Origin of the sequence: Paenibacillus daejeonensis DSM 15491, from assembly GCF_000378385.1 — a bacterium.
GTDB classification, from domain to species: domain Bacteria; phylum Bacillota; class Bacilli; order Paenibacillales; family Paenibacillaceae; genus Paenibacillus_D; species Paenibacillus_D daejeonensis.
Window position 1 is genome coordinate 153,425 of the sequence record NZ_KB899672.1, and the last position, 19,818, is coordinate 173,242.

Here is a 19,818-nt window from a genome sequence, read left to right on the forward strand (position 1 = left end):
GAAGGGAGTGAACCTCTAATGATTACTAAAGGCGATAAGAACAAAGCGCGTCTGAAACGGCACTTGCGTGTGCGCAAGAAAATCAAAGGCACCACTGAGCGCCCAAGATTGTCCGTCTTCCGTTCCGCTAAACATATCTACGTCCAACTGATCGATGACGTCAAAGGTGTAACCCTGGCGACGGCATCCACACAGGACAAAGAGCTGAAGTCGATCACAAACGGCGGCAACGTCGAGGCAGCCAAGCAAGTAGGCCAACTGATCGCTGACCGTGCAAAAGCTCAAGGCGTAAGCAGAGTGGTCTTCGACCGCGGCGGTTACTTGTACCATGGCAGAATTCAAGCACTGGCAGACGCAGCTCGCGAAGCCGGTATGGAATTCTAGTCGAATTCACTAATAAGGAGGTAAATCGACTTGCGTGTAGATCCTAATTCGTTAGAATTGACAGAAAAAGTTGTTCAAATCAACCGCGTATCTAAAGTTGTTAAAGGCGGACGCCGCTTCAGCTTTAGTGCTCTTGTGGTTGTAGGCGACGGCAAAGGCTGGGTTGGCGCAGGGATCGGTAAAGCTGGCGAGGTTCCGGATGCAATCCGCAAAGGGATCGACGATGCCAAGAAAAACCTGATCCAAGTTCCACTTGTAAAAACAACGATTCCTCATCTGGTTCTCGGACATTTCGGCGCTGGCGAAGTACTGCTGAAGCCAGCTTCTGAAGGTACGGGCGTTATCGCTGGTGGACCGGTACGTGCGGTTCTCGAGCTTGCAGGTGTGGGCGATATCTTGACCAAATCTCTCGGTTCTTCCAACGCAATTAACATGGTTAATGCGACGCTTGAAGGCCTTTCCCGCCTGAAACGTGCTGAAGATGTAGCTAAATTGCGCGGAAAAACTGTCCAAGAGATCTTGGGCTAAGGAGGGGTATACGATGGCAAAATTGCAAATCACCCTCGTACGCAGTTTGATCGGCCGTAACGAGAAACAACGTGCGACAGTTCAAGCCCTTGGGCTTCGCAAAGTGAATCACTCGGTAATCCAGTCGGACAACGAAGCCATTCGCGGCATGGTGAATCATGTCAGCCATTTGGTTAAAGTCGAAGAAGTGCAGGCTTAAGCAGCCCGCACTTAGCGATTCATTGAAACAATAAGGAGGTGCAACGAACGATGAAATTGCATGAGCTTCAGCCAGCACCCGGGTCTAAACAAGTAGGTAAACGTAAAGGCCGCGGGATCGGTACCGGCAATGGCAAAACTGCAGGTCGCGGTCACAAAGGGCAAAACGCTCGCTCCGGCGGCGGTGTCCGTCCAGGATTCGAAGGCGGACAAAACCCATTGTATCGTCGCTTGCCGAAACGTGGTTTTAACAACCCGTTCCGTAAAGAGTATGCCGTTGTAAACATTGAAGATCTGAACAGCTTTGCAGCAGGAACCGAGATCACGCCTGAGCTTCTGATGGAACAAGGGGTTGTTAAAAACCCGCAGGACGGTATCAAGATTCTCGGTAACGGTGAAATCAAGGTTCAACTGACTGTAAAAGCCAACAAGTTCTCTCAATCTGCGGTAGAGAAAATTCAAGCTGCCGGCGGTAAAACCGAGGTGATCTAACGTGTTCAAGACTTTGTCCAACATATGGAAAGTGGAGGATCTACGCAAGCGCGTGATGTTCACCCTTTTCGTATTGCTGATTTTCCGCATCGGATCTTTCATCCCGGTTCCCAACATTGACAAGTCGGTATTCGAGTCGATGAATGAACAAGGCACGAACATTTTTGGTCTTCTCAACACCTTCTCTGGTGGCGCGCTGTTCCAATTCTCCATCTTCGCGTTGGGGATTATGCCTTACATTACAGCGTCCATCATCGTCCAGTTGCTCTCTATGGATGTTATTCCTAAGTTTGCAGAGTGGGCAAAGGAAGGCGAGAACGGAAAACGTAAGCTTGCACAAATCACCCGGTATGGTACAATCATTCTCGGTCTGATCCAAGCCTATGCAACCGCGATTGGCTTCAACCGCCAGTACAACGCCCAATTTGTTCTTGATCCGAGTTTTGTTACCTATACGATGATCGCCATCGTATTGACAGCAGGTACAGCATTCCTGATGTGGCTTGGTGAGCAAATCACCGAGAAAGGAATCGGCAACGGGATCTCGATTATCATCTTTGCCGGTATCGTAGCAGGTATCCCTGGACATATTCGCGTCATCTACGCTGAGAAATTGGCAGATGCGGGCGATCAGCTCTTCCTGAACATCCTTCTGGTTTTGCTCATCGTCATTGCGGTCATTCTCATGATCGTCGGTGTCATTTATGTTCAACAGGGGATTCGCAAGATTCCGGTCCAATACGCCAAGCGCGTGGTTGGACGCAAGATGTACGGTGGACAGTCGACGCACATTCCACTTAAGGTGAATGGCGCAGGCGTTATCCCGGTTATCTTTGCGGTATCGTTGCTGATGTTCCCTGTAACGATTGCACAGTTCTGGTCTGGCCAGGCATGGTCCAACTGGATTCAGAATCACCTCATGTATACAGAGCCGCTTGGTATGGTTCTATACGTGCTGCTGATTATCGGATTCACGTTCTTCTATACGTTCGTCCAGATCAATCCGACCCAAATGGCGGATCAGATGAAGAAGAATGGCGGTTACATCCCGGGCGTTCGCCCTGGCAAACCGACCAGCTCCTACATCACCCGCGTGATGTCGCGGATCACACTTTCCGGAGCGCTGTTCCTGGCGTTGATCTCGATTATTCCGATCTTCTTCGGACAATTGGCCGGTCTTCCGGATTCTGTACAGCTTGGCGGAACCTCGCTGCTGATCGTTGTCGGCGTTGCGCTTGACACGATGAAGCAAATCGAGAGCCAGTTGATCAAACGTCACTACAAAGGGTTTATCAATAAATAACAATAGGTTCAGTAGCGGGCTTCGCGAGCATCCTCCGGATGTTTCGTCAGCCCGGCCGAGCCTATTGTGCTTAAAGTGAGGAACTCGATAATGAATATTCTATTCATGGGCCCTCCCGGTGCTGGTAAAGGTACGCAAGCGGAGCGGATCGTAGAGGAATTCGACATTCCCCACATCTCGACCGGCGACGCGTTCCGTCTTGCAATGAAGCAAGGCACACCGCTCGGCCAGAAGGCCAAAGAATACGTCGATCAAGGACTTTTGGTCCCAGACGATGTCACGAACGGTATTGTGCGCGAGCGTCTGCAGCAAGATGATTGCGCAGCTGGTTTTCTGCTTGACGGCTTCCCGCGGACGATCTCCCAGGCTGAGGCCTTGGATGAAATGCTTGCGGGCATGAACCGGAAGCTAGACCATGTCATCAACCTCAAGGTTGACCGCAGCTTGCTGCTGGCCCGTCTTACGGGACGTCGTATCTGCAAATCTTGCGGCTCTACCTATCATGTCCTCTTTAACCCACCGGTAGAAGAGGGTGTATGCGCGAAGTGTGGCGGTGAGCTGTACCAGCGTTCAGATGATACGGAAGAAAAAGTCGGAACAAGACTCGACGAGTACATCTCGAAGACTGCTCCTCTGCTCGCTTACTACGACAAGCAGGATCTGCTCCGTGAAGTGGATGGGGAGAAGGAAATCGACACCGTAACCGCTGAGATTGCCGATTGCTTGCGGGGTACAGAATGATCATCTGCAAATCCGAAGTGGAACTGGGTTTCATGAGGGAAGCAGGACGCATCGTTGCGGATACACACCGCCTGATGGCGCAATCCGTCAAGCCCGGCATTACCACCAAAGAACTTGACCGGATTGCCGAAACGTATATACGGAGCCAGGGCGCCGTACCGTCTTTCAAAGGTTACAATCAATTTCCTGCCAGCATATGTGCTTCTGTAAACAACGAGTTGGTGCATGGCATCCCCGGTTCGCGCAAGCTGAACGAGGGTGATATCATCAGCATCGACATCGGCGCACAATTCAATGGCTACCATGGAGATTCGGCCTGGACCTACGGGGTTGGGAAGATCTCCGCGGAGGCCGCCCGCCTGCTCGACGTAACCGAGAAATCGCTGTACGCCGGACTAGCGTTGATCCAACCGGATGTTCGCCTGTTTTCGGTCTCGCATGCGATTCAGCAAGTTGTGGAAGAAGCAGGATTTTCGATCGTTCGCGAGTATGTCGGCCACGGTATCGGGGCCAAACTGCATGAAGAGCCACAGATTCCTAACTACGGCATCCCTGGGCGCGGACCGCGTCTGAAGCCGGGGATGGTACTGGCGATTGAACCTATGGTCAACATCGGCGAGCGCTATGTACGTACGTTGCAGGACAACTGGACGGTCGTGACGGAGGATGATTCGTGGTGTGCTCACTTCGAGCATACGGTAGCAGTCACTGAGGACGGGTATGAGATTTTGACCCGGAGCCAGGGGTAGAACCGTGATGCCGGAGAAGGAGCTTCCCCAAATCGGCCAGATCGTCACCGTACTGCGTGGCAAGGACGAAGGCACACCGGCTGTCATCCTCGCTGTATTGGATGAACGGTTCGTGATGATTGCCGACGGTCACAAGCGCAAAGTCCAGGAGCCGAAGAAAAAGAATCTGCTCCATCTGGCGCTCATGCCGCAGGTCAGCGAGGAAGTGGCGAACAGCCTGCGCGAGAGCGGCAGCGTGACGAACGGGAAACTGCGATTTGCGATTCAGAAGTATATACAACGGAAAGGAGAATAACTGTGACCAAGGAAGATGTGATTGAAGTCGAAGGTACGGTGATTGAGCCGCTGCCCAATGCGCATTTCAGGGTGGAACTGGAAAACGGCCATCAAATCCTCGCCCATGTGTCCGGAAAGCTCAGAATGCACTTTATCCGCATCCTGACTGGAGACAAAGTGGTAATCCAGTTGTCGCCTTATGATTTAACTAAAGGTCGTATCACCTATCGGAAGTAGGCTGCTTAGCTAGCCTGGTTACGAAGTATTCGGGAGGTAATCACAATGAAGGTCAGACCTTCGGTCAAGCCGATCTGCGAAAAATGCAAAGTCATTCGTCGCAAAGGCAATGTTATGGTGATTTGTGAAAATCCTAAGCATAAACAAAAACAAGGTTAAGAAGGAGGGAAACGGAATATGGCTCGTATAGCTGGTGTAGACTTGCCGCGTGACAAACGCGTAGAGATCGCTCTGCAGTATATCTTCGGAATTGGCCAAACCACGGCTAAAAAAATCCTGGGTGAAACAGGCATCGACGCACAGACACGTGTTCGCGATTTAACGGAAGACGAAGTTAGCAAACTGCGCGAGACGATTGACAAATCGGTCAAGGTAGAAGGCGACTTGCGTCGTGAAATTTCGTTGAATATTAAAAGGTTGATTGAGATCGGCTGCTACCGCGGTATCCGTCACCGTCGTGGATTGCCTGTTCGTGGTCAACGGACAAAAACTAACGCCCGTACACGGAAAGGTCCTCGTCGGACCGTTGCGAATAAGAAGAAATAAGGGGGGATACTGAAATGGCTAAACCGAAAAAAGTGGTCCGTACCAAACGTCGTGACCGTAAAAATATTGAATCTGGCGTAGCGCACATCCGCTCGACATTCAACAACACTATCGTGACGATTACGGATCCGCACGGCAACGCGATTTCTTGGGCAAGTGCTGGTAACCTGGGCTTCAGAGGTTCCCGTAAGAGCACGCCGTTTGCAGCGCAAATGGCAGCCGAGTCCGCCGCGAAAGCCGCAATGGAGCACGGAATGAAAGCTGTAGAAGTCATGGTAAAAGGTCCTGGCGCAGGCCGTGAAGCTGCGATCCGTTCCCTGCAAGCCGCAGGTCTTGAAGTGAACATGATCAAAGACGTAACGCCGGTTCCGCACAACGGATGCCGTCCACCTAAACGTCGCCGCGTATAGTTCATTTGATTGTGGTATCAAATATCTGCAACTTGTGAATAATGGTTGTGAAGGTTAGGCATACTACATGATTTGACCGCATAACGCTATGGATACGGAGCGACGTTTTTGAAGGAGGGTTCAATTAGTGATTGAGATCGAAAAGCCGAAGATCGAAACGGTAGAACTGAATGAGGATGGCACGTACGGACGATTCGTCGTCGAGCCGCTCGAGAGAGGCTACGGCACGACGCTGGGTAACTCGCTACGCCGGATTCTGCTCTCGTCACTGCCGGGCGCGGCAGTGGTGTCTGTCCAGATCGATGGAGTGCTGCATGAGTTCTCAACGATTCCGGGCGTGATTGAGGATGTGACCGAGATCATTCTGAATCTGAAGGGCCTGTCTCTGAAGATTCATTCCGACGAAGAGAAAGTGTTGGAAATCGATGCGGAAGGCGAAGGCAGCATCACGGCCGGCGACATTCGCGCAGACAGCGATGTCGAGATTCTCAATCCTGATCTTCATATCGCCACCTTGGCCTCCGGTGCAAGACTCCACATGCGGATTTTCGCTAACCGCGGCCGCGGATATGTGCAGGCTGACCGCAACAAGCGCGAAGACCAGCCAATCGGTGTGATCCCTGTGGATTCTATCTACACGCCAATTACTCGTGTGAACTATGCAATTGAGAATACGCGTGTAGGTCAGGTGACCAACTATGACAAGCTGACCCTGGAAGTCTGGACGGATGGCAGCATCCGGCCGGAGGAAGCAGTCAGCCTGGGCGCCAAAATTCTCACGGAGCATCTGGATCTGTTTGTCGGCCTGACGGACGAAGCTAAAGATGCTGAGATTATGGTGGAGAAGGAAGAAGACAAGAAAGAGAAGGTCCTCGAGATGACGATCGAGGAGTTGGATCTCTCTGTCCGTTCGTACAACTGTCTCAAGCGTGCAGGCATCAACACCGTTCAGGAGTTGATCACCAAGACGGAAGAAGACATGATGAAGGTCCGCAACCTGGGCCGCAAGTCTTTGGAAGAGGTACAGGAAAAGCTCGAAGAGCTGGGCCTGGGCTTGCGCACGGAAGAGTAAGATATAAGCACGATACACACTATCGTTCATAGACATGTTTGAAGGAGGTTCTACGCAAATGGCTTATCAAAAGTTGGGCCGTGATGCGAGCGCGCGGAAAGCACTGTTCCGTGACCTCGTGACCGACCTGTTCTTGTATGAGCGCATCCAGACAACGGAAGCGAAAGCTAAAGAAGTTCGCTCCATTGCCGAGAAGCTCATCACCAAAGCAAAACGCGGCGATCTGCATGCCCGCCGTCAAGTAGCAGCATTTGTTCGTCGTGAAACCATTGATGGAGAGCAGGATGCCATCCAGAAGTTGTTCTCCGAATTGGCCACCCGTTACTCAGAACGTGCGGGCGGGTACACACGGATCCTGAAGCTCGGTCCTCGTCGCGGCGATGCTGCGCCTATGGTCTACCTTGAGCTTGTAGATCGTGCGTAATTGACCGAAACGAGAAGGGGTGGACCACTTGGGCCACCTTTTTTTTGTGAGATTCGCGGGGCAAGGTGAATCTCACTCACATTAGGCCGGCTATGGCTTGCGCCTACCTTAAAACATGTTCAAAGCACTTCAAAAAAGCCTGCGGGTAACGGATTGTTCTTCCGATCGCTGTTGTTCCCAGATTTCATTGATTAACCGTATGAACGGTTGAAATCCGGGAACAAAGGCGAGCGCTCCGCTTCTCCAGAACAATTCCGTACCTCTCCGGTATTTTTTGAAAGTTGAACAAGGCTTTAAGGCAGGACTTCGGCCAATGCCGGCCTCGCCTGCGAGCCTCACTTACTTGGTTCATAGAAGCCAGGGGGCCAGATGCTCGCTTGCGCCGCATCTGGTTTGAGGACTTCTATAGAAGATGAGACTTTTTAGATCAGAAACTATTTAGATCGTTTAAGAAACTTAAAACCAGTGCGAAAGCTGGGAGGAGAGGGAGGCTGGAAAAGCGGAGCGCTCGCCTTTGTCCTCGGATTTCAACCGCTTGGCGGTTTTAATAGAGAAATCTGAGGACAACAGCGATTGGAAGCCCCCTCTCCTCACAGCGGTTAATTGCACGTTGTTTTGAGGATCGTTCTACTAGGAAGACATGGGAGTGAAGACATGCGGAACCTGTGCATGACGGTGAGCTATGACGGGACGGATTATCACGGGTTTCAGAGCCAGCCGATTGGGAATACGGTCCAGGATGAGATAGAGAAGGCGATAGGGAAGCTGACTGGCGAGGCGATTAAGATCCATGGGTCGGGCAGAACCGATGCCGGGGTCCATGCGTATGGTCAGGTCTTCAACTTTCAGACGTCTTCGCAGATTCCTGTGGGTCGTTGGGCCGTGGCGATGAATACGTATCTGCCTGCCGATATCGTGATCCGTGAGGCGATCGAGGTGCCGCTGGCGTTTCATGCTCGCAAGTCGGCCAAACGTAAAACGTACCGCTACGCCATACGTCTTGGTAAGCACCCGGATGTGTTCAGCCGCCGGTATGAGTTTCACCATTACAGTCCGCTGAAGCTGGAGCCGATGCGAGAGGCGCTGGCCTGTCTGATTGGCGAGCATGACTTCACTTCGTTTACCTCGATCCACTCGACCAAAACCTCGCATGTTCGAACCATTTACGAGGCGTATATGGAGGAGCAGGACGGGGTGGTCTATACCTATATTACCGGTAACGGGTTTCTCTACAATATGGTGCGGGTGATTATGGGAACGCTGATGCGCATCGGCGAGGGGCGAATGTCCGCGGAGGAGATGCCTGTAATCCTGGCTGCAATGGACCGTGCCAAAGCGGGACCGAAAGCCATGGCGCATGGGTTAACGCTGTGGAATGTGGAGTATGGAGAGATCGCAAGTTTTGCTTGATCTTCGTGCTTCAATGTAGTAGAATATAACTTGTGCTTTCTTAGTGGCTATCCCACGGCCCCCAGCTAAGAACAGCGCAAATGCAACAATTTTCAACGGATTTACCCTTACACAATCAATAGTTTAACGGTATAAAAAACCACTAGCATGAATTAAACACGATTACGTTGTTTGAATGAATATATGTTTGTTTGAACGAATGAAGGAGGATCATCCATGCGTACCACGTATATGGCCAAGCCGAATGAAGTAGAACGCAAATGGTACATTATCGACGCTGAAGGCAAAACACTTGGCCGTCTGGCCAGTGAAGCTGCCGCTCTGCTTCGCGGTAAGCACAAGCCACAGTTTACTCCGCATGTTGACACAGGCGATTTCGTCGTGGTCATCAATGCCGAGAAGATCGTACTGACCGGAAACAAAATGAAAGACAAGAAGTACTACCGTCACTCGATGCATCCAGGTGGCCTGAAAGTTATTTCTGCTGAAGAACTGCTCGCGAAGTTCCCTGAGCGCGTGATTGAGAAAGCCATCCACGGCATGATCCCTCACAACCGTCTGGGTAACAAGATCAGACTGAAGCTGAAAGTCTATGCCGGCGCGGAACACCCACATCAAGCCCAAAACCCTGAAGTGTACGAGCTTCGCGGTTAATTAGAAGGAGGACAGTTTCATGGCTCAAGTCCAATACTATGGAACAGGTCGTCGTAAACATTCGGTCGCGCGCGTGCGTCTCGTACCGGGTGAAGGACGAATCATCATTAATAAACGTGATCTGAACGAATATTTCGGTCACGAAACATTGAAATTGATCGTGAAACAGCCACTTGCGCTGACAGAAACACTGTCCAAGTACGACATTCTCGTACTGGCTCATGGCGGTGGTACAACAGGTCAAGCGGGTGCAATCCGTCACGGTATCTCCCGTGCATTGCTCAAAGCAGACCCTGAGTTCCGTCCGGCTCTGAAACGTGCAGGCTTCCTGACACGTGACCCACGGATGAAAGAGCGTAAGAAGTACGGCTTGAAAGCCGCTCGTCGCGCGCCTCAGTTCTCCAAACGTTAAGATGTTTTCAAGCCTCCGGCCTATGGTCGGAGGCTTTTTTGTTTGCTGCGATTAAGATGTGCCGCGGAATCGCCCGTTGTAACGCACCTTTGTTCCTCTATTTGTCTGCATCCCCGCCATCGGCCCGCTGTAACGCACCTTTGTTCCTCTATTTGCCTGCATCCCCGCCATTGGACTGCTGTAACGTACCTTTGTTCCTCTATTTGCCTGCATCCCCACCATCGGCCCGCTGTAACGCACCTTTGTTCCTCTATTGCCCGGCAAAAACTACTGGTCGTCGGCTGCTGTCGCACCAGGTGCGGATATTCGTTTCTTAGAATTATCTGCAGGATGACTTTTTGCGTTACTAGAGTACAGACGATGCTTACTTCAAAAACTTCTTGAGCTTCTCCAGTTTATTCCCGTAAGGAGGGAAGGCGAGGCCTGGCTCCAAGCGGCTGCTCTTCTTGAGCAAGCTCTTGCGATGGGAGAACAGCTCAAAGCTGTGTCGGCCATGGTAGGCGCCGACACCGGAGGGGCCGACGCCGCCAAATGGCAGATGGTGACTGGCCACATGCATAATCGTGTCATTGATGCAGCCGCCGCCGAAGCGCACCTCATTCATGACGCGTTCCACATGCTGCTCGTTTTCGGAGAAGAGGTAGAGAGCGAGCGGCTTCGGATGGTGCTCAATTATGGCGAAGGCATCCTCCAGCTGATCATAGGTCAGGATTGGAAGAATGGGGCCGAACAACTCATCCCGCATGGAGGCGTGATTTATCGTGACGTTATCTAGTAAGGTCGGCTCGATGTACAGGTCGCTGCGGTCGTGTTGCCCTCCGAAGACAATCTGCTCTGCATCGCTTGTGAGGACTGCCTCCAACCGGTCAAACTGGCGTGCGTTGACGATCCGCCCGTAATCGGGAGAGTCTTGCGGTACGTCTCCATAAAAGGCAGTAATCGCTTGTTTCATCCGATCCAGCAGCTCATTTTTGACGCTGTGGTGAACAAGCAGATAATCCGGGGCAATGCAGGTCTGTCCGGTATTGATAAGCTTTCCCCATACGATGCGCTTGGCGGCGATATCCAGCTTGGCTGTTTCATCGACAATGACCGGGCTTTTACCTCCGAGCTCCAGGGTGACGGGTACCAGGCGTTTGGCAGCAGCCTCCATAACAATTCGCCCTACCGCTGTACTGCCCGTAAAGAAAATATAGTCGACGGGGGCATGAATCAGCGCAGACGTTGTCTCACGCTCGCCCTGTACGACGCTGACGAGATCGGAGGCAAAGGTGTCAGCTATCAAGTGCTCAATGACAGCAGCCACGCGAGGCGTGCTCTCCGAGGGCTTTACGATGGCACAGTTGCCTGCCGCCAGTGCGCCGATGAGCGGTTCAATGACAAGCTGGAACGGATAATTGAAGGGCCCGATAATCAGGACAGTCCCATAGGGCTCGTAGCGGATCTCACTGGAAGAGGGCTGAAGCGCTAGCGGGGTACGGACCTTCTGGGGCTTGGCCCATTTGCGGAGATGCTTGACGGTGTAATCAATGCTCCGCAGCACAATCAGAATCTCGGTAAGATACGTCTCAGTTTCGTTTTTGCGCAGGTCTTGATACATCGCCTGGGTAATATTCGGTTCAAATCGCGTAATCGCTTGCTTCAAGCGTTGGAGCTGTTCAATTCGGTAGGAGAGGTCGCGGGTACGACCCGTATCAAAAAATTGCTTGTGCCGTTGCACAATGCCGTCAATCTGCCCGTTCATTGCTGAGCTCATGGGGGAGCCTCCTATAATTGGATGGTTTTGTTCTAGTGTAGCAGTTCGATTTGGTCGATGCCACATCAGGAGCGAATGCAGGTACATGGGCATAAGATACCAATAAAAACATTGAACTCTTGAGTAAGAAGACGTATAATATTTAAAGCATATAAATTTACTAGGAATTCTTATTAACGGAGGTCATTCCAATGAATCTGTTTGAGAAAGAAGCGTTGATTGAGCAAAAGGCGGTCGAATTGGAGAGCGCATCGCCAGAGGCGATCTTGAAATACGCGGTCGAAACGTTTCCCAATATTACATTTGCCTGCAGCTTCGGTGCAGAGGATGTTGTCATTGTTGATATGCTCCAGAAAATCAGCCCTGGCACGGATATTTTTTACCTGGATACGGATTTTCATTTCAAAGAAACCTACGAGACGCGCGATAAGATGGCCGAGCGTTACGGCATTAAATTTGTTGAGGTCAAGCCTGAGCTGACACCGGTCGAGCAAGCCGAGCAGCATGGAGAAGAGCTGTGGAAGAGTGATCCAAACCTCTGCTGCAATATCCGCAAGGTCCAGCCGCTGACTCAGATTCTGTCCAAATACGAGGCCTGGATTACAGGGATTCGCAGAGATCAGGCGCCAACGCGGGCGAATGCCAAGAAAATCGAGTACGATACCAAGTTCGGACTGGTGAAGTTCAATCCAATCGCCGATTGGACCCAGGAAGACGTATGGAACTATATTCGGACCAACAATGTGTTCTATAACCCGTTGCATGACAATCATTATCCAAGCATTGGCTGCGAGTACTGCACCCGTCAGGTTATGCCGGGCGAAGATCCGCGTGCGGGACGCTGGTCGGGCAACGACAAGACAGAGTGCGGACTGCATAAATAATCGATTGGCCCTTACTAACACTAGTATGTACAGGAGGCATTTGATCATATGAGTACGATTCAGCCACATGGCGGCTTACTGGTCAACCGGGTAGCCGAAGGGGAAGCACGGGAAGCATTGCTGGCCGAGACATCATCCTTGAAGACAATCACGATTAATCCGTGGACGATTTCGGATCTCGACCTGATTGGAGTTGGCGCGTTTTCCCCTCTGACAGGCTTTTTGAACGAAGAGGACTACAAGTCTGTTATCGACCGGATGCGTCTGGCAGATGGCACAGTATGGAGTATTCCTATTACGCTATCGGTGAGCGAGGGCAAGGCGGCAGAGCTGGCAGTGGGCGAACGCGCCGCATTGGTCGGTGAAGACGGCGTAACCTATGGCGTCATCGATATCGCGAGCATCTATAAGATCGATCAGCTGTATGAAGCGGAACAAGTGTTCAAGACGACTGACGAAGCGCATCCCGGCGTCCAGAAGCTCTTGTCACGCTCGGCTACGTATGTAGGCGGAGAGATCACGGTGCTAAATCGTCCGAAGCCGGAGCGTTTTGAGGATTACTATTTTGACCCAGCGGAGACCCGCAAAATCTTTGCAGACAAAGGCTGGCGTACAATCGTCGGGTTCCAGACCCGCAACCCCGTGCACCGCGCGCATGAATATATTCAAAAATGTGCGATGGAGGTCGTAGACGCTCTGTTCCTGAATCCGCTGGTCGGCGAGACCAAGTCTGATGATGTGCCGGCAGGCGTCCGCATGAAGAGCTATGTTGCCCTGTTGGAGAATTACTACCCTGAAGACCGCGTATTTCTCGGTGTATTCCCGGCAGCTATGCGCTATGCGGGTCCACGGGAAGCTATTTTCCATGCCATGGTTCGCAAAAACTACGGATGCACGCATTTCATTGTAGGACGCGACCACGCTGGCGTTGGCGACTACTACGGTACTTATGAAGCGCAGGATCTGCTGCGTTCATTCCCTGCTGAAGATCTTGGCATTACGCCGCTCTATTTTGAGCACAGCTTCTTCTGCAAGTCCTGCGGCAACATGGCTTCCAGTAAGACATGTCCTCATGACAAGGAGCAGCACCTGACGTTGTCGGGTACGAAGGTCAGAGCGCTGCTGCGTGATGGCGTATGCCCTCCACCGGAGTTCTCGCGTCCGGAAGTAGCGAAGATTTTGATTGAGGGCATGGCTGAGACCTACGTCCTCTAGTCTTGAACATAAGCGCATAATGAACCGTCTCGTCCCATAAGATGATAAGGAGAGCAGGGCTGTCCCGCCGGACGCCCTGCAGGCCTTACATTGGGGATCGGGGGCGGTTTTTTGTGATGAAGCGCTGGCAACGAAGGAAACGGCTGATCGTCTGGCTTAATCATCGAGGGGCGCTGCGACTGGGGATCGCCGTTAGTACCGTGGTGTTAACGCTGCTGCTCTTGTCACAGGAGATGCCTACCTCGCGAACGTGGTCCTACTGGACGCTGCCTTTATCGGGCAAAGTCATAGCGATTGATGCGGGACATGGCGGCGTCGATGGAGGTGCGCTCAGCAAGCAGGGATTAATTGAGAAGGATCTTAATCTGGCCATCGCTCTGCAGCTCAGAGACTATCTCCAAGAAGCAGGGGCGCTTGTCTACCTGACAAGAGAAGGTGACTATGATCTGGCGCAGGAGGGGACCCGGGGCTACAGCCGACGCAAGACCGAAGATTTGCTGGAGCGGGCGAAGCAGGTTAAGGAAAGAGAAACGGATCTTCTTATCAGTATCCATATGAATAGTATCCCGCAGACCCGTTGGTCAGGGGCCCAGACATTCTACTACCCCAACCATCCGGACAATGAGGTGCTGGCATATTTCATTCAGGAGGAGCTCAGACGCAATCTGGAGAATACGAACCGGCTTGCTGGCGAGGTCAATACGGTCTATCTGCTCAAAGCGATCGAGGAAATTCCTACCGCTCTGGTAGAGGTCGGTTTTCTCTCGAATCCGAGCGAAGCGCAGAGACTTGGTGATCCGGCGTATCAGAAGCAGGTGGCCGCTTCTATTTATCAAGGCATTATGCGATATGTCTCCGGTGAGAAAGCGCCTGGCCTGATCGGCTCAGGAAGGCAGGAAAGTGGATCTTGAAATGAAAGTGCGGGGCGGGAGACGAGGGTAGATTTGTGCTATAATATACGCATTGTGGACTGCACAAGTCTGAACCAATCGAACCTTTGCAAAGGTGTGTGAATACGTTTATGTTAACCCGAGAGCAAGTGTTGGAAGCGATACAGCCTTTTACGGAAGCGGGGCAAGAGGAAGACGCCCCCAAGCAAGTCGTCCAGATTCGTGACGTCATGGTGAAGGACAGTCAGGTGTCCATGACTGTGCTGACGGATAGTGACGAGGCCCAGCCGCCGCTTGAGGCGGCTCTGCGAGACGCTCTGGAGCGGATCGGTGCAGAATCTGCTCATCTGCGGTTTCGTCCCTTAACTACTCAAGCGGCGACGGGTGCTGCCCAGACCGCCAATCCTGCCGGAGCTGCTAGCGGCCAAGCCCCTACAGAAGCTCAGCCTGTCAAAGGACATGGAAGCGGCCTTGAGACCCATCCGTTGCTGAATGAGCGCAGTGAAGTAGAGTTCATTGCAATCGCCAGTGGGAAAGGCGGGGTCGGCAAATCAACGGTAACGGTCAATTTGGCTGCAGCACTCGCCCGCCAGGGGAAACGAGTGGGAATCATCGATGCCGATATCTATGGTTTTAGTGTGCCTGACATGATGGGGATTGAAGAGCGGCCAGAGGTCGTTGGTGATCGCGTTATTCCGATTGAACGGCATGGCGTGAAGGTAATCTCCATGGGGTTCTTTGTCGAAGATAATAGCCCGGTGGTGTGGCGTGGTCCAATGCTGGGCAAAATGCTGCGCAACTTCTTCGCAGAAATCGAATGGGGCGAGCTGGATTATCTGCTGCTTGATCTACCGCCAGGAACCGGTGATGTGGCGCTGGATATTCATCAGATGATTCCACAGAGTAAAGAAATTATCGTTACGACTCCGCATGCAACGGCTGCTTTTGTAGCTGCCAGAGCAGGCACCATGGCGATTAAAACCGAGCACCAGATTCTTGGGGTGGTGGAGAATATGGCTTGGTATGAGAATAAAGACGGGGAGCGGGATTACATCTTCGGTCGGGGAGGCGGCGGCCGTCTGGCAGAAACGCTGAACGTTGAGCTGTTGGCCCAGATTCCTTTGGGAGCTCCTGATAATCATGTGTCCGAGCCCGACTTCTCACCGTCACTCTACAAAGCAGAGACACCGACAGGGCAACTGTATGATGCCATGGCCAGGAGAGTTCTAGAACTGGTAGCGGAAAAGTAAACCTGATACAAGCAAAACAAGAGCCTTCGGATGCGTTGCTAAGCATGCCGAGGACTCTTGTTTTTTTGACTGAACGAATTACGTAGAAGAGCCGCTATCTTCGCCGTTTCCGCTGTTTTCCTGCTCATCGCCACCCGAACCGCCTTCTCCACCTTCGCCAGAGCCATCACCGGATTTCTTCTCTTTCTCGACCTTCTCATCGGGCTTGGGCTCCAGTTCTTCCTTCACCGCGGTACGCATCAAATCAAGTAATTGCAGCTTTACCAAGGGGCTTTGCATACTTTCCTGCATAATCGTAGCGACATGCTTGCGGAATTGCGTGCTTTGCAGCACATCCAGAATCATGCGATCCATCTCTGGATTTTGCATGACCTTGATTAAGTCTTCCTGGTAAGCAGGATCCTTCATCAGTTCTTTATGGATTTCTTTATTTTGCGAATTGACTGATTTGGCAAATTCACCAGCAAAGCGTGGGTCCACCATAAGCTGCTTAATCACTTTGTCATAATCAGGTGAGACCAGCACCTCTTTAACCGCCATGCGGACTTGCTCTTTATCATTCACCGACAGCATTCCCATACCCATACCGCTGCTTTGACCACTGGTGGACATCGCGGACTCTTGGAGCGCTTTTTGGGCATCCTCTGTTTTGAGAATATCAATCACCATGGATTTCATATCCTTGTAGCTGATCGGCTCGCTGCTGCTGGTGGGCTCGGATCCGCAACTGGCGAGCACGAGCATCATAAGAGCTGTAAGCAAGAGGACGGACCAGCGGTTACACCGCATATGATGAACTCCCTTCTTGAGCAGTCGGCGCCAGCAAACAGCGGACTGCAGGCTGTTGTAATTAGTGCTTAGTATGCTTCATTGTTCACGGGATTATCATGGACGCAAAGTAGCTTTTTGTTCTGAAAGTGGTAAAATGAAGGGGATACAGAGGAGGCTGGGATGCGGTGAATATTAGGAAATGGTTTTTCCTGTTCTGGAGTTGCATGGCGGTAGGGGCGGTCGTTACGGCAGTTACCGGTTCGATTATGCAATGGACAGATCAGGAGTTTGGTTTTATGGGGCTAGAAGCCGCCGGTTTCAATGCGGCGATGATGGCACTGGTGGGGACGATGATCGGGGCATTTAGCCAGATGGGCTTTTTTGCTTATCTCACCCTTAACTATATTGCCTTAAGTATTTTGCGCAAAAAATATTTGTGGAATGCCTTGCAAGCTTATACGTCTTTGTTCGCATTGCTTGCGCTGGGGTATATGCTGTATGAAAACCGAGCAAGCTTCAACAACTGGCTATTCTGGGTGTTGCCTATTGTTCTTGGGCTGATCGCCTTGACGGTAGCCAATATTAAAACCCAACAAACCAATAAAACCGCCTTTGTACCGACCATGTTCCTGATGATCGTCGTCACGTTCATCGAAGCATGGCCGGCACTGGGCTCAGAAAATAATGCGACGGCGGTTATTTTCATGTTTGTTCCGCTTATCGCCTGCAATGCGTACCAGATTCTGATGCTGCATCGTCTGCTGAAGCCTCGTGCGGAAGGTGCTCCTTCCGGAACAGAGGCAGGATAAGCACTAGAATATCTTCTGATGATCCAGGTCCGAAGCGGGAACAAAGGATGCTTTGTCCTGAACCGATTTGCCCTCAACTTCGGTTTGGTTAATCAGCTGGGACACGGTTACGAATTCATATCCTTGGGCGCGGAGTTGGTCAATGATGACTGGGAGCGCTTCATGGGTTTGCTTGCAGGAATCACTAGCGTGCATCAGCACAATATCCCCGGGGTGAGCTTTGCTGACCACACGATTGATGATTTTTTCGGTACCGATGTTCATCCAATCAAGGGAATCGGTATCCCATTGAATGACTTTATAGCCCAGCTCATCGGCAATGCGCAGCACACGTTTGTCAAAATCGCCGTTGGGAAGCCGGATTAAATTAGGCGCTTTGCCTGTTGATTCAGACAAAATGCCATGTGCAGTTTGAATTTGTTTGCGAATTTCTTCATCGCTGTATTTACTGTAGTTATCGTGCTTGTGCCCGTGGCTGCCGATTTCAAATCCGCCGTCGACGATGTGTTTGACAATTTCGGGATGAGACTCGCTCCAAGGGGAGGAGAGGAAGAAGGTTGCGTTAGCGACACCCTTTTCTTCCAGTACTTTGAGAATAGGTACGGCGCGCTTGTCACCCCAACTGATATCAAAGGTAAGGGCAATCACTTTCTTGTCGGTAGGAACACTGTAAATGGCTGCGGGCTGTTGGGGAGCAAAGACCGTAATGTTGTCTTTCTCGGCATATACAACGCCTGCTGAGAATAAGAGAGCGACGACAATGAGAAAATACCGTTTGACCTTGCGTCCATTAATGACGTAGAACATGTTCATAATTTCTGAGCTCCTTTCCTTTCGGGACTGGACAAGACAATCGAATGCGTTTGGTACAATGTATGCTCGTACGACTCAGTTATTCATCCGGATGGGGACAAATTGTTCGCGATCGTAAGGTAGATAGGTAGAAAAGGGGGGAGAGCATGTTTTCTTGGCGAGCCATGATGCAGCATTTTGTACAGATGCGGGGCTATATAGCTTTCACACTGGTCCTATTTTTGGCCGGCATTTTTGTGGGCGCTTCGAACGCCAGCTTTGAACAGATGATTACGGGTCAAATTGCAGGGTTGCAGGATATGGCGCAGCAAATCGATCAGAGCAGCAACCCGGAGTTGACGATGTTTCTATTTATCTTTTTTAACAATGCCATCAAATCCATCCTGATTATTTACCTTGGCCTGTTCTTCGGCGTCATTCCACTCGCGTTTATTTTGATTAATGGCATGGTTCTGGGGTACTTGTTCGCCAATAACCCCCAGCCCTCGATTGATATGTTCACGCTGATCGTGAAGGGAATTCTCCCGCACGGCATCATCGAGATCCCGGCCATCATTATCGCAGGGGCCTACGGTATTCGGTTTGGGGTATTGTCTCTCAAAGGGATTGGGGCTTTGTTTAAGCGCGATGGTTCGTTTGGTCGGACATTTGAAGCATTCGCCGCGCGGACCGTACCGCTTATGGTATGGCTGGTGGTTGCGCTCCTCGTCGCTGCCATTATAGAAAGCACGGTGACTGTGTGGCTGTTGTCGACGGCATTTTAATGAAATCCAAGAGATGTATAAAACAGATGTATTAAAATCCCTGTAATCTGAGCATAACAATAAAGCAGCGACTCTCGTCATGCAGAGTAGCTGCTTTTATGTTTGTAGGATCTCGAAGGAGGGCCAGAGCTCAGATGATCGGAATGCTGTTCAATGATAAAGAATGCCGCGAGCTTGATTACGTGCTGCGCAAGGAGCTCGACGAGATGCTGCTTGATCTGAATGATAAGCGGATGGATAGTGACATAAGGCGCGCAATCGCCAGCAGATACCGGGTCGTATTCCGGATGTACGCCCGAATTGCATCTCCCAAAGAACTGTCCCGTTATGCAGTCAATATGAAATCAACCCGACCGTAGGAAAGAAATTTAAACTTTTTTATTCACAGGTCTTGACGACAAAAGAAGAATTATGGTAAATTAGCATTCGCCCCTTTTGATAAGGAGTGAGTCACTAACTTACTATTTCTTGACTGGACAAGCTGCTTTTCAAAAAAAGAAAAAATAATGCTTGCAATGTTGGTAAGGCCTGTGATATAGTATAAGAGTTGCAGCTGAGAGATACGGCGGCAACGACAACGAAAGAAAATGTGTTCTTTGAAAACTGAACAACGAGCGAAATGTCCTGTAACTCTTCGGAGTTACAGATAGCAATACCAGCAAGAAATGAGCTATTCAGCTTTCTATCATGGAGAGTTTGATCCTGGCTCAGGACGAACGCTGGCGGCGTGCCTAATACATGCAAGTCGAGCGGAGTTTCAGAGAAGCTTGCTTCTCTGAAACTTAGCGGCGGACGGGTGAGTAACACGTAGGCAACCTGCCTGCAAGCCT

28 protein-coding genes and 1 rRNA gene are annotated in these 19,818 nt (G+C 51.2%); 26 read left to right on the forward strand and 3 right to left on the reverse strand.

Annotated elements, in window-relative coordinates; genetic code table 11:
• Window positions 1–18: 18 nt before the first annotated feature.
• The 18 genes from rplR (at window position 19) to F556_RS38105 (ending at window position 10,153) form a co-directional block, all read left to right on the forward strand.
• The gene (gene rplR, locus F556_RS0127085; protein WP_020620152.1) at window positions 19–384 is read left to right on the forward strand and encodes a 50S ribosomal protein L18; all 366 of its coding nucleotides are present in this window, start codon (window positions 19–21) and stop codon (window positions 382–384) included.
• Between the two features lie 30 nt (window positions 385–414).
• Window positions 415–912: a 30S ribosomal protein S5 gene (gene rpsE, locus F556_RS0127090; RefSeq protein ID WP_020620153.1), complete on the forward strand. Its 498-nt coding sequence runs from the start codon at window positions 415–417 to the stop codon at window positions 910–912.
• A 13-nt stretch (window positions 913–925) separates the two neighbouring features.
• Window positions 926–1,111, forward strand: a complete 186-nt coding sequence (rpmD, locus tag F556_RS0127095; RefSeq protein WP_020620154.1) for a 50S ribosomal protein L30 — start codon at window positions 926–928, stop codon at window positions 1,109–1,111.
• 50 nt (window positions 1,112–1,161) lie between these two features.
• Complete coding sequence (gene rplO, locus F556_RS0127100; protein ID WP_020620155.1) at window positions 1,162–1,602, forward strand: 50S ribosomal protein L15; 441 nt, start codon at window positions 1,162–1,164, stop codon at window positions 1,600–1,602.
• Between the two features lies 1 nt (window position 1,603).
• A complete protein-coding gene (secY, locus tag F556_RS0127105) occupies window positions 1,604–2,905 on the forward strand; it encodes a preprotein translocase subunit SecY (RefSeq protein ID WP_020620156.1) in 1,302 nt (433 codons plus the stop codon).
• A 90-nt stretch (window positions 2,906–2,995) separates the two neighbouring features.
• Window positions 2,996–3,646 (forward strand): adenylate kinase, encoded by a 651-nt coding sequence (locus F556_RS0127110; RefSeq protein WP_020620157.1) that lies wholly within the window; start codon window positions 2,996–2,998, stop codon window positions 3,644–3,646.
• Window positions 3,643–4,395, forward strand: a complete 753-nt coding sequence (gene map, locus F556_RS0127115) for a type I methionyl aminopeptidase (protein ID WP_020620158.1) — start codon at window positions 3,643–3,645, stop codon at window positions 4,393–4,395. The genes F556_RS0127110 and map overlap by 4 nt, the downstream gene beginning before the upstream one ends.
• 7 nt (window positions 4,396–4,402) lie before the next feature.
• Complete coding sequence (locus F556_RS0127120) at window positions 4,403–4,690, forward strand: KOW domain-containing RNA-binding protein (RefSeq protein WP_020620159.1); 288 nt, start codon at window positions 4,403–4,405, stop codon at window positions 4,688–4,690.
• A 2-nt stretch (window positions 4,691–4,692) separates the two neighbouring features.
• Window positions 4,693–4,908 carry a translation initiation factor IF-1 gene (gene infA / locus F556_RS0127125; RefSeq protein ID WP_020620160.1) on the forward strand — a complete coding sequence of 72 codons (216 nt, stop codon included), beginning with the start codon at window positions 4,693–4,695 and terminating at the stop codon, window positions 4,906–4,908.
• Between the two features lie 45 nt (window positions 4,909–4,953).
• A complete protein-coding gene (gene rpmJ / locus F556_RS37370; protein WP_003333770.1) occupies window positions 4,954–5,067 on the forward strand; it encodes a 50S ribosomal protein L36 in 114 nt (37 codons plus the stop codon).
• Between the two features lie 18 nt (window positions 5,068–5,085).
• Entirely contained in the window at window positions 5,086–5,454 is a 369-nt protein-coding gene (gene rpsM / locus F556_RS0127135) for a 30S ribosomal protein S13 (protein WP_020620161.1), read from the forward strand.
• A 14-nt stretch (window positions 5,455–5,468) separates the two neighbouring features.
• Window positions 5,469–5,864: a 30S ribosomal protein S11 gene (gene rpsK / locus F556_RS0127140; protein WP_020620162.1), complete on the forward strand. Its 396-nt coding sequence runs from the start codon at window positions 5,469–5,471 to the stop codon at window positions 5,862–5,864.
• A 127-nt stretch (window positions 5,865–5,991) separates the two neighbouring features.
• Window positions 5,992–6,936, forward strand: coding sequence for a DNA-directed RNA polymerase subunit alpha (locus tag F556_RS0127145; RefSeq protein ID WP_020620163.1), 945 nt, complete (start codon window positions 5,992–5,994; stop codon window positions 6,934–6,936).
• Between the two features lie 58 nt (window positions 6,937–6,994).
• A complete protein-coding gene (rplQ, locus tag F556_RS0127150; RefSeq protein ID WP_020620164.1) occupies window positions 6,995–7,360 on the forward strand; it encodes a 50S ribosomal protein L17 in 366 nt (121 codons plus the stop codon).
• Between the two features lie 654 nt (window positions 7,361–8,014).
• Entirely contained in the window at window positions 8,015–8,770 is a 756-nt protein-coding gene (truA, locus tag F556_RS0127155) for a tRNA pseudouridine(38-40) synthase TruA (RefSeq protein ID WP_020620165.1), read from the forward strand.
• A gap of 216 nt (window positions 8,771–8,986) precedes the next feature.
• A complete protein-coding gene (gene rplM, locus F556_RS0127160) occupies window positions 8,987–9,424 on the forward strand; it encodes a 50S ribosomal protein L13 (protein ID WP_020620166.1) in 438 nt (145 codons plus the stop codon).
• A 19-nt stretch (window positions 9,425–9,443) separates the two neighbouring features.
• On the forward strand, window positions 9,444–9,836 hold the full coding sequence (gene rpsI / locus F556_RS0127165; RefSeq protein ID WP_020620167.1) for a 30S ribosomal protein S9: 393 nt from the start codon (window positions 9,444–9,446) through the stop codon (window positions 9,834–9,836).
• Between the two features lie 38 nt (window positions 9,837–9,874).
• Window positions 9,875–10,153 carry a hypothetical protein gene (locus F556_RS38105; protein ID WP_157272979.1) on the forward strand — a complete coding sequence of 93 codons (279 nt, stop codon included), beginning with the start codon at window positions 9,875–9,877 and terminating at the stop codon, window positions 10,151–10,153.
• 47 nt (window positions 10,154–10,200) lie between these two features.
• Here F556_RS38105 and F556_RS0127170 read toward each other — a convergent pair whose 3' ends face one another.
• The gene (locus tag F556_RS0127170; RefSeq protein ID WP_026297521.1) at window positions 10,201–11,580 is read right to left on the reverse strand and encodes an aldehyde dehydrogenase; all 1,380 of its coding nucleotides are present in this window, start codon (window positions 11,578–11,580) and stop codon (window positions 10,201–10,203) included.
• Window positions 11,581–11,783: 203 nt separating this feature from the next.
• Here F556_RS0127170 and F556_RS0127175 point away from each other — a divergent pair, with 203 nt between their 5' ends.
• The 4 genes from F556_RS0127175 (at window position 11,784) to F556_RS0127190 (ending at window position 15,831) form a co-directional block, all read left to right on the forward strand.
• Window positions 11,784–12,476 (forward strand): phosphoadenylyl-sulfate reductase, encoded by a 693-nt coding sequence (locus F556_RS0127175; RefSeq protein WP_020620169.1) that lies wholly within the window; start codon window positions 11,784–11,786, stop codon window positions 12,474–12,476.
• Window positions 12,477–12,524: 48 nt separating this feature from the next.
• Window positions 12,525–13,691: a sulfate adenylyltransferase gene (gene sat, locus F556_RS0127180; RefSeq protein WP_020620170.1), complete on the forward strand. Its 1,167-nt coding sequence runs from the start codon at window positions 12,525–12,527 to the stop codon at window positions 13,689–13,691.
• A gap of 116 nt (window positions 13,692–13,807) precedes the next feature.
• On the forward strand, window positions 13,808–14,602 hold the full coding sequence (cwlD, locus tag F556_RS0127185) for an N-acetylmuramoyl-L-alanine amidase CwlD (RefSeq protein ID WP_020620171.1): 795 nt from the start codon (window positions 13,808–13,810) through the stop codon (window positions 14,600–14,602).
• 110 nt (window positions 14,603–14,712) lie between these two features.
• A complete protein-coding gene (locus tag F556_RS0127190) occupies window positions 14,713–15,831 on the forward strand; it encodes a P-loop NTPase (RefSeq protein WP_020620172.1) in 1,119 nt (372 codons plus the stop codon).
• Between the two features lie 78 nt (window positions 15,832–15,909).
• On the opposite strand, the gene gerD is transcribed toward F556_RS0127190, so the two are convergent.
• Complete coding sequence (gene gerD, locus F556_RS0127195) at window positions 15,910–16,620, reverse strand: spore germination lipoprotein GerD (protein WP_020620173.1); 711 nt, start codon at window positions 16,618–16,620, stop codon at window positions 15,910–15,912.
• Between the two features lie 206 nt (window positions 16,621–16,826).
• On the opposite strand from gerD, the gene F556_RS0127200 reads away from it, so the two are divergent.
• Window positions 16,827–17,411, forward strand: a complete 585-nt coding sequence (locus F556_RS0127200) for a KinB-signaling pathway activation protein (protein WP_157272982.1) — start codon at window positions 16,827–16,829, stop codon at window positions 17,409–17,411.
• Between the two features lie 3 nt (window positions 17,412–17,414).
• Here F556_RS0127200 and pdaB read toward each other — a convergent pair whose 3' ends face one another.
• The gene (pdaB, locus tag F556_RS0127205; RefSeq protein WP_020620175.1) at window positions 17,415–18,224 is read right to left on the reverse strand and encodes a polysaccharide deacetylase family sporulation protein PdaB; all 810 of its coding nucleotides are present in this window, start codon (window positions 18,222–18,224) and stop codon (window positions 17,415–17,417) included.
• A 146-nt stretch (window positions 18,225–18,370) separates the two neighbouring features.
• Between pdaB and F556_RS0127210 the strand changes: the two genes are divergently transcribed.
• The 3 genes from F556_RS0127210 to F556_RS0127220 all read left to right on the forward strand — a co-directional run.
• Window positions 18,371–18,988, forward strand: a complete 618-nt coding sequence (locus tag F556_RS0127210; protein WP_020620176.1) for a stage II sporulation protein M — start codon at window positions 18,371–18,373, stop codon at window positions 18,986–18,988.
• A gap of 134 nt (window positions 18,989–19,122) precedes the next feature.
• On the forward strand, window positions 19,123–19,347 hold the full coding sequence (locus F556_RS0127215; RefSeq protein ID WP_020620177.1) for a hypothetical protein: 225 nt from the start codon (window positions 19,123–19,125) through the stop codon (window positions 19,345–19,347).
• A gap of 325 nt (window positions 19,348–19,672) precedes the next feature.
• Window positions 19,673–19,818, forward strand: a 16S ribosomal RNA gene (locus tag F556_RS0127220); the annotation flags it as partial.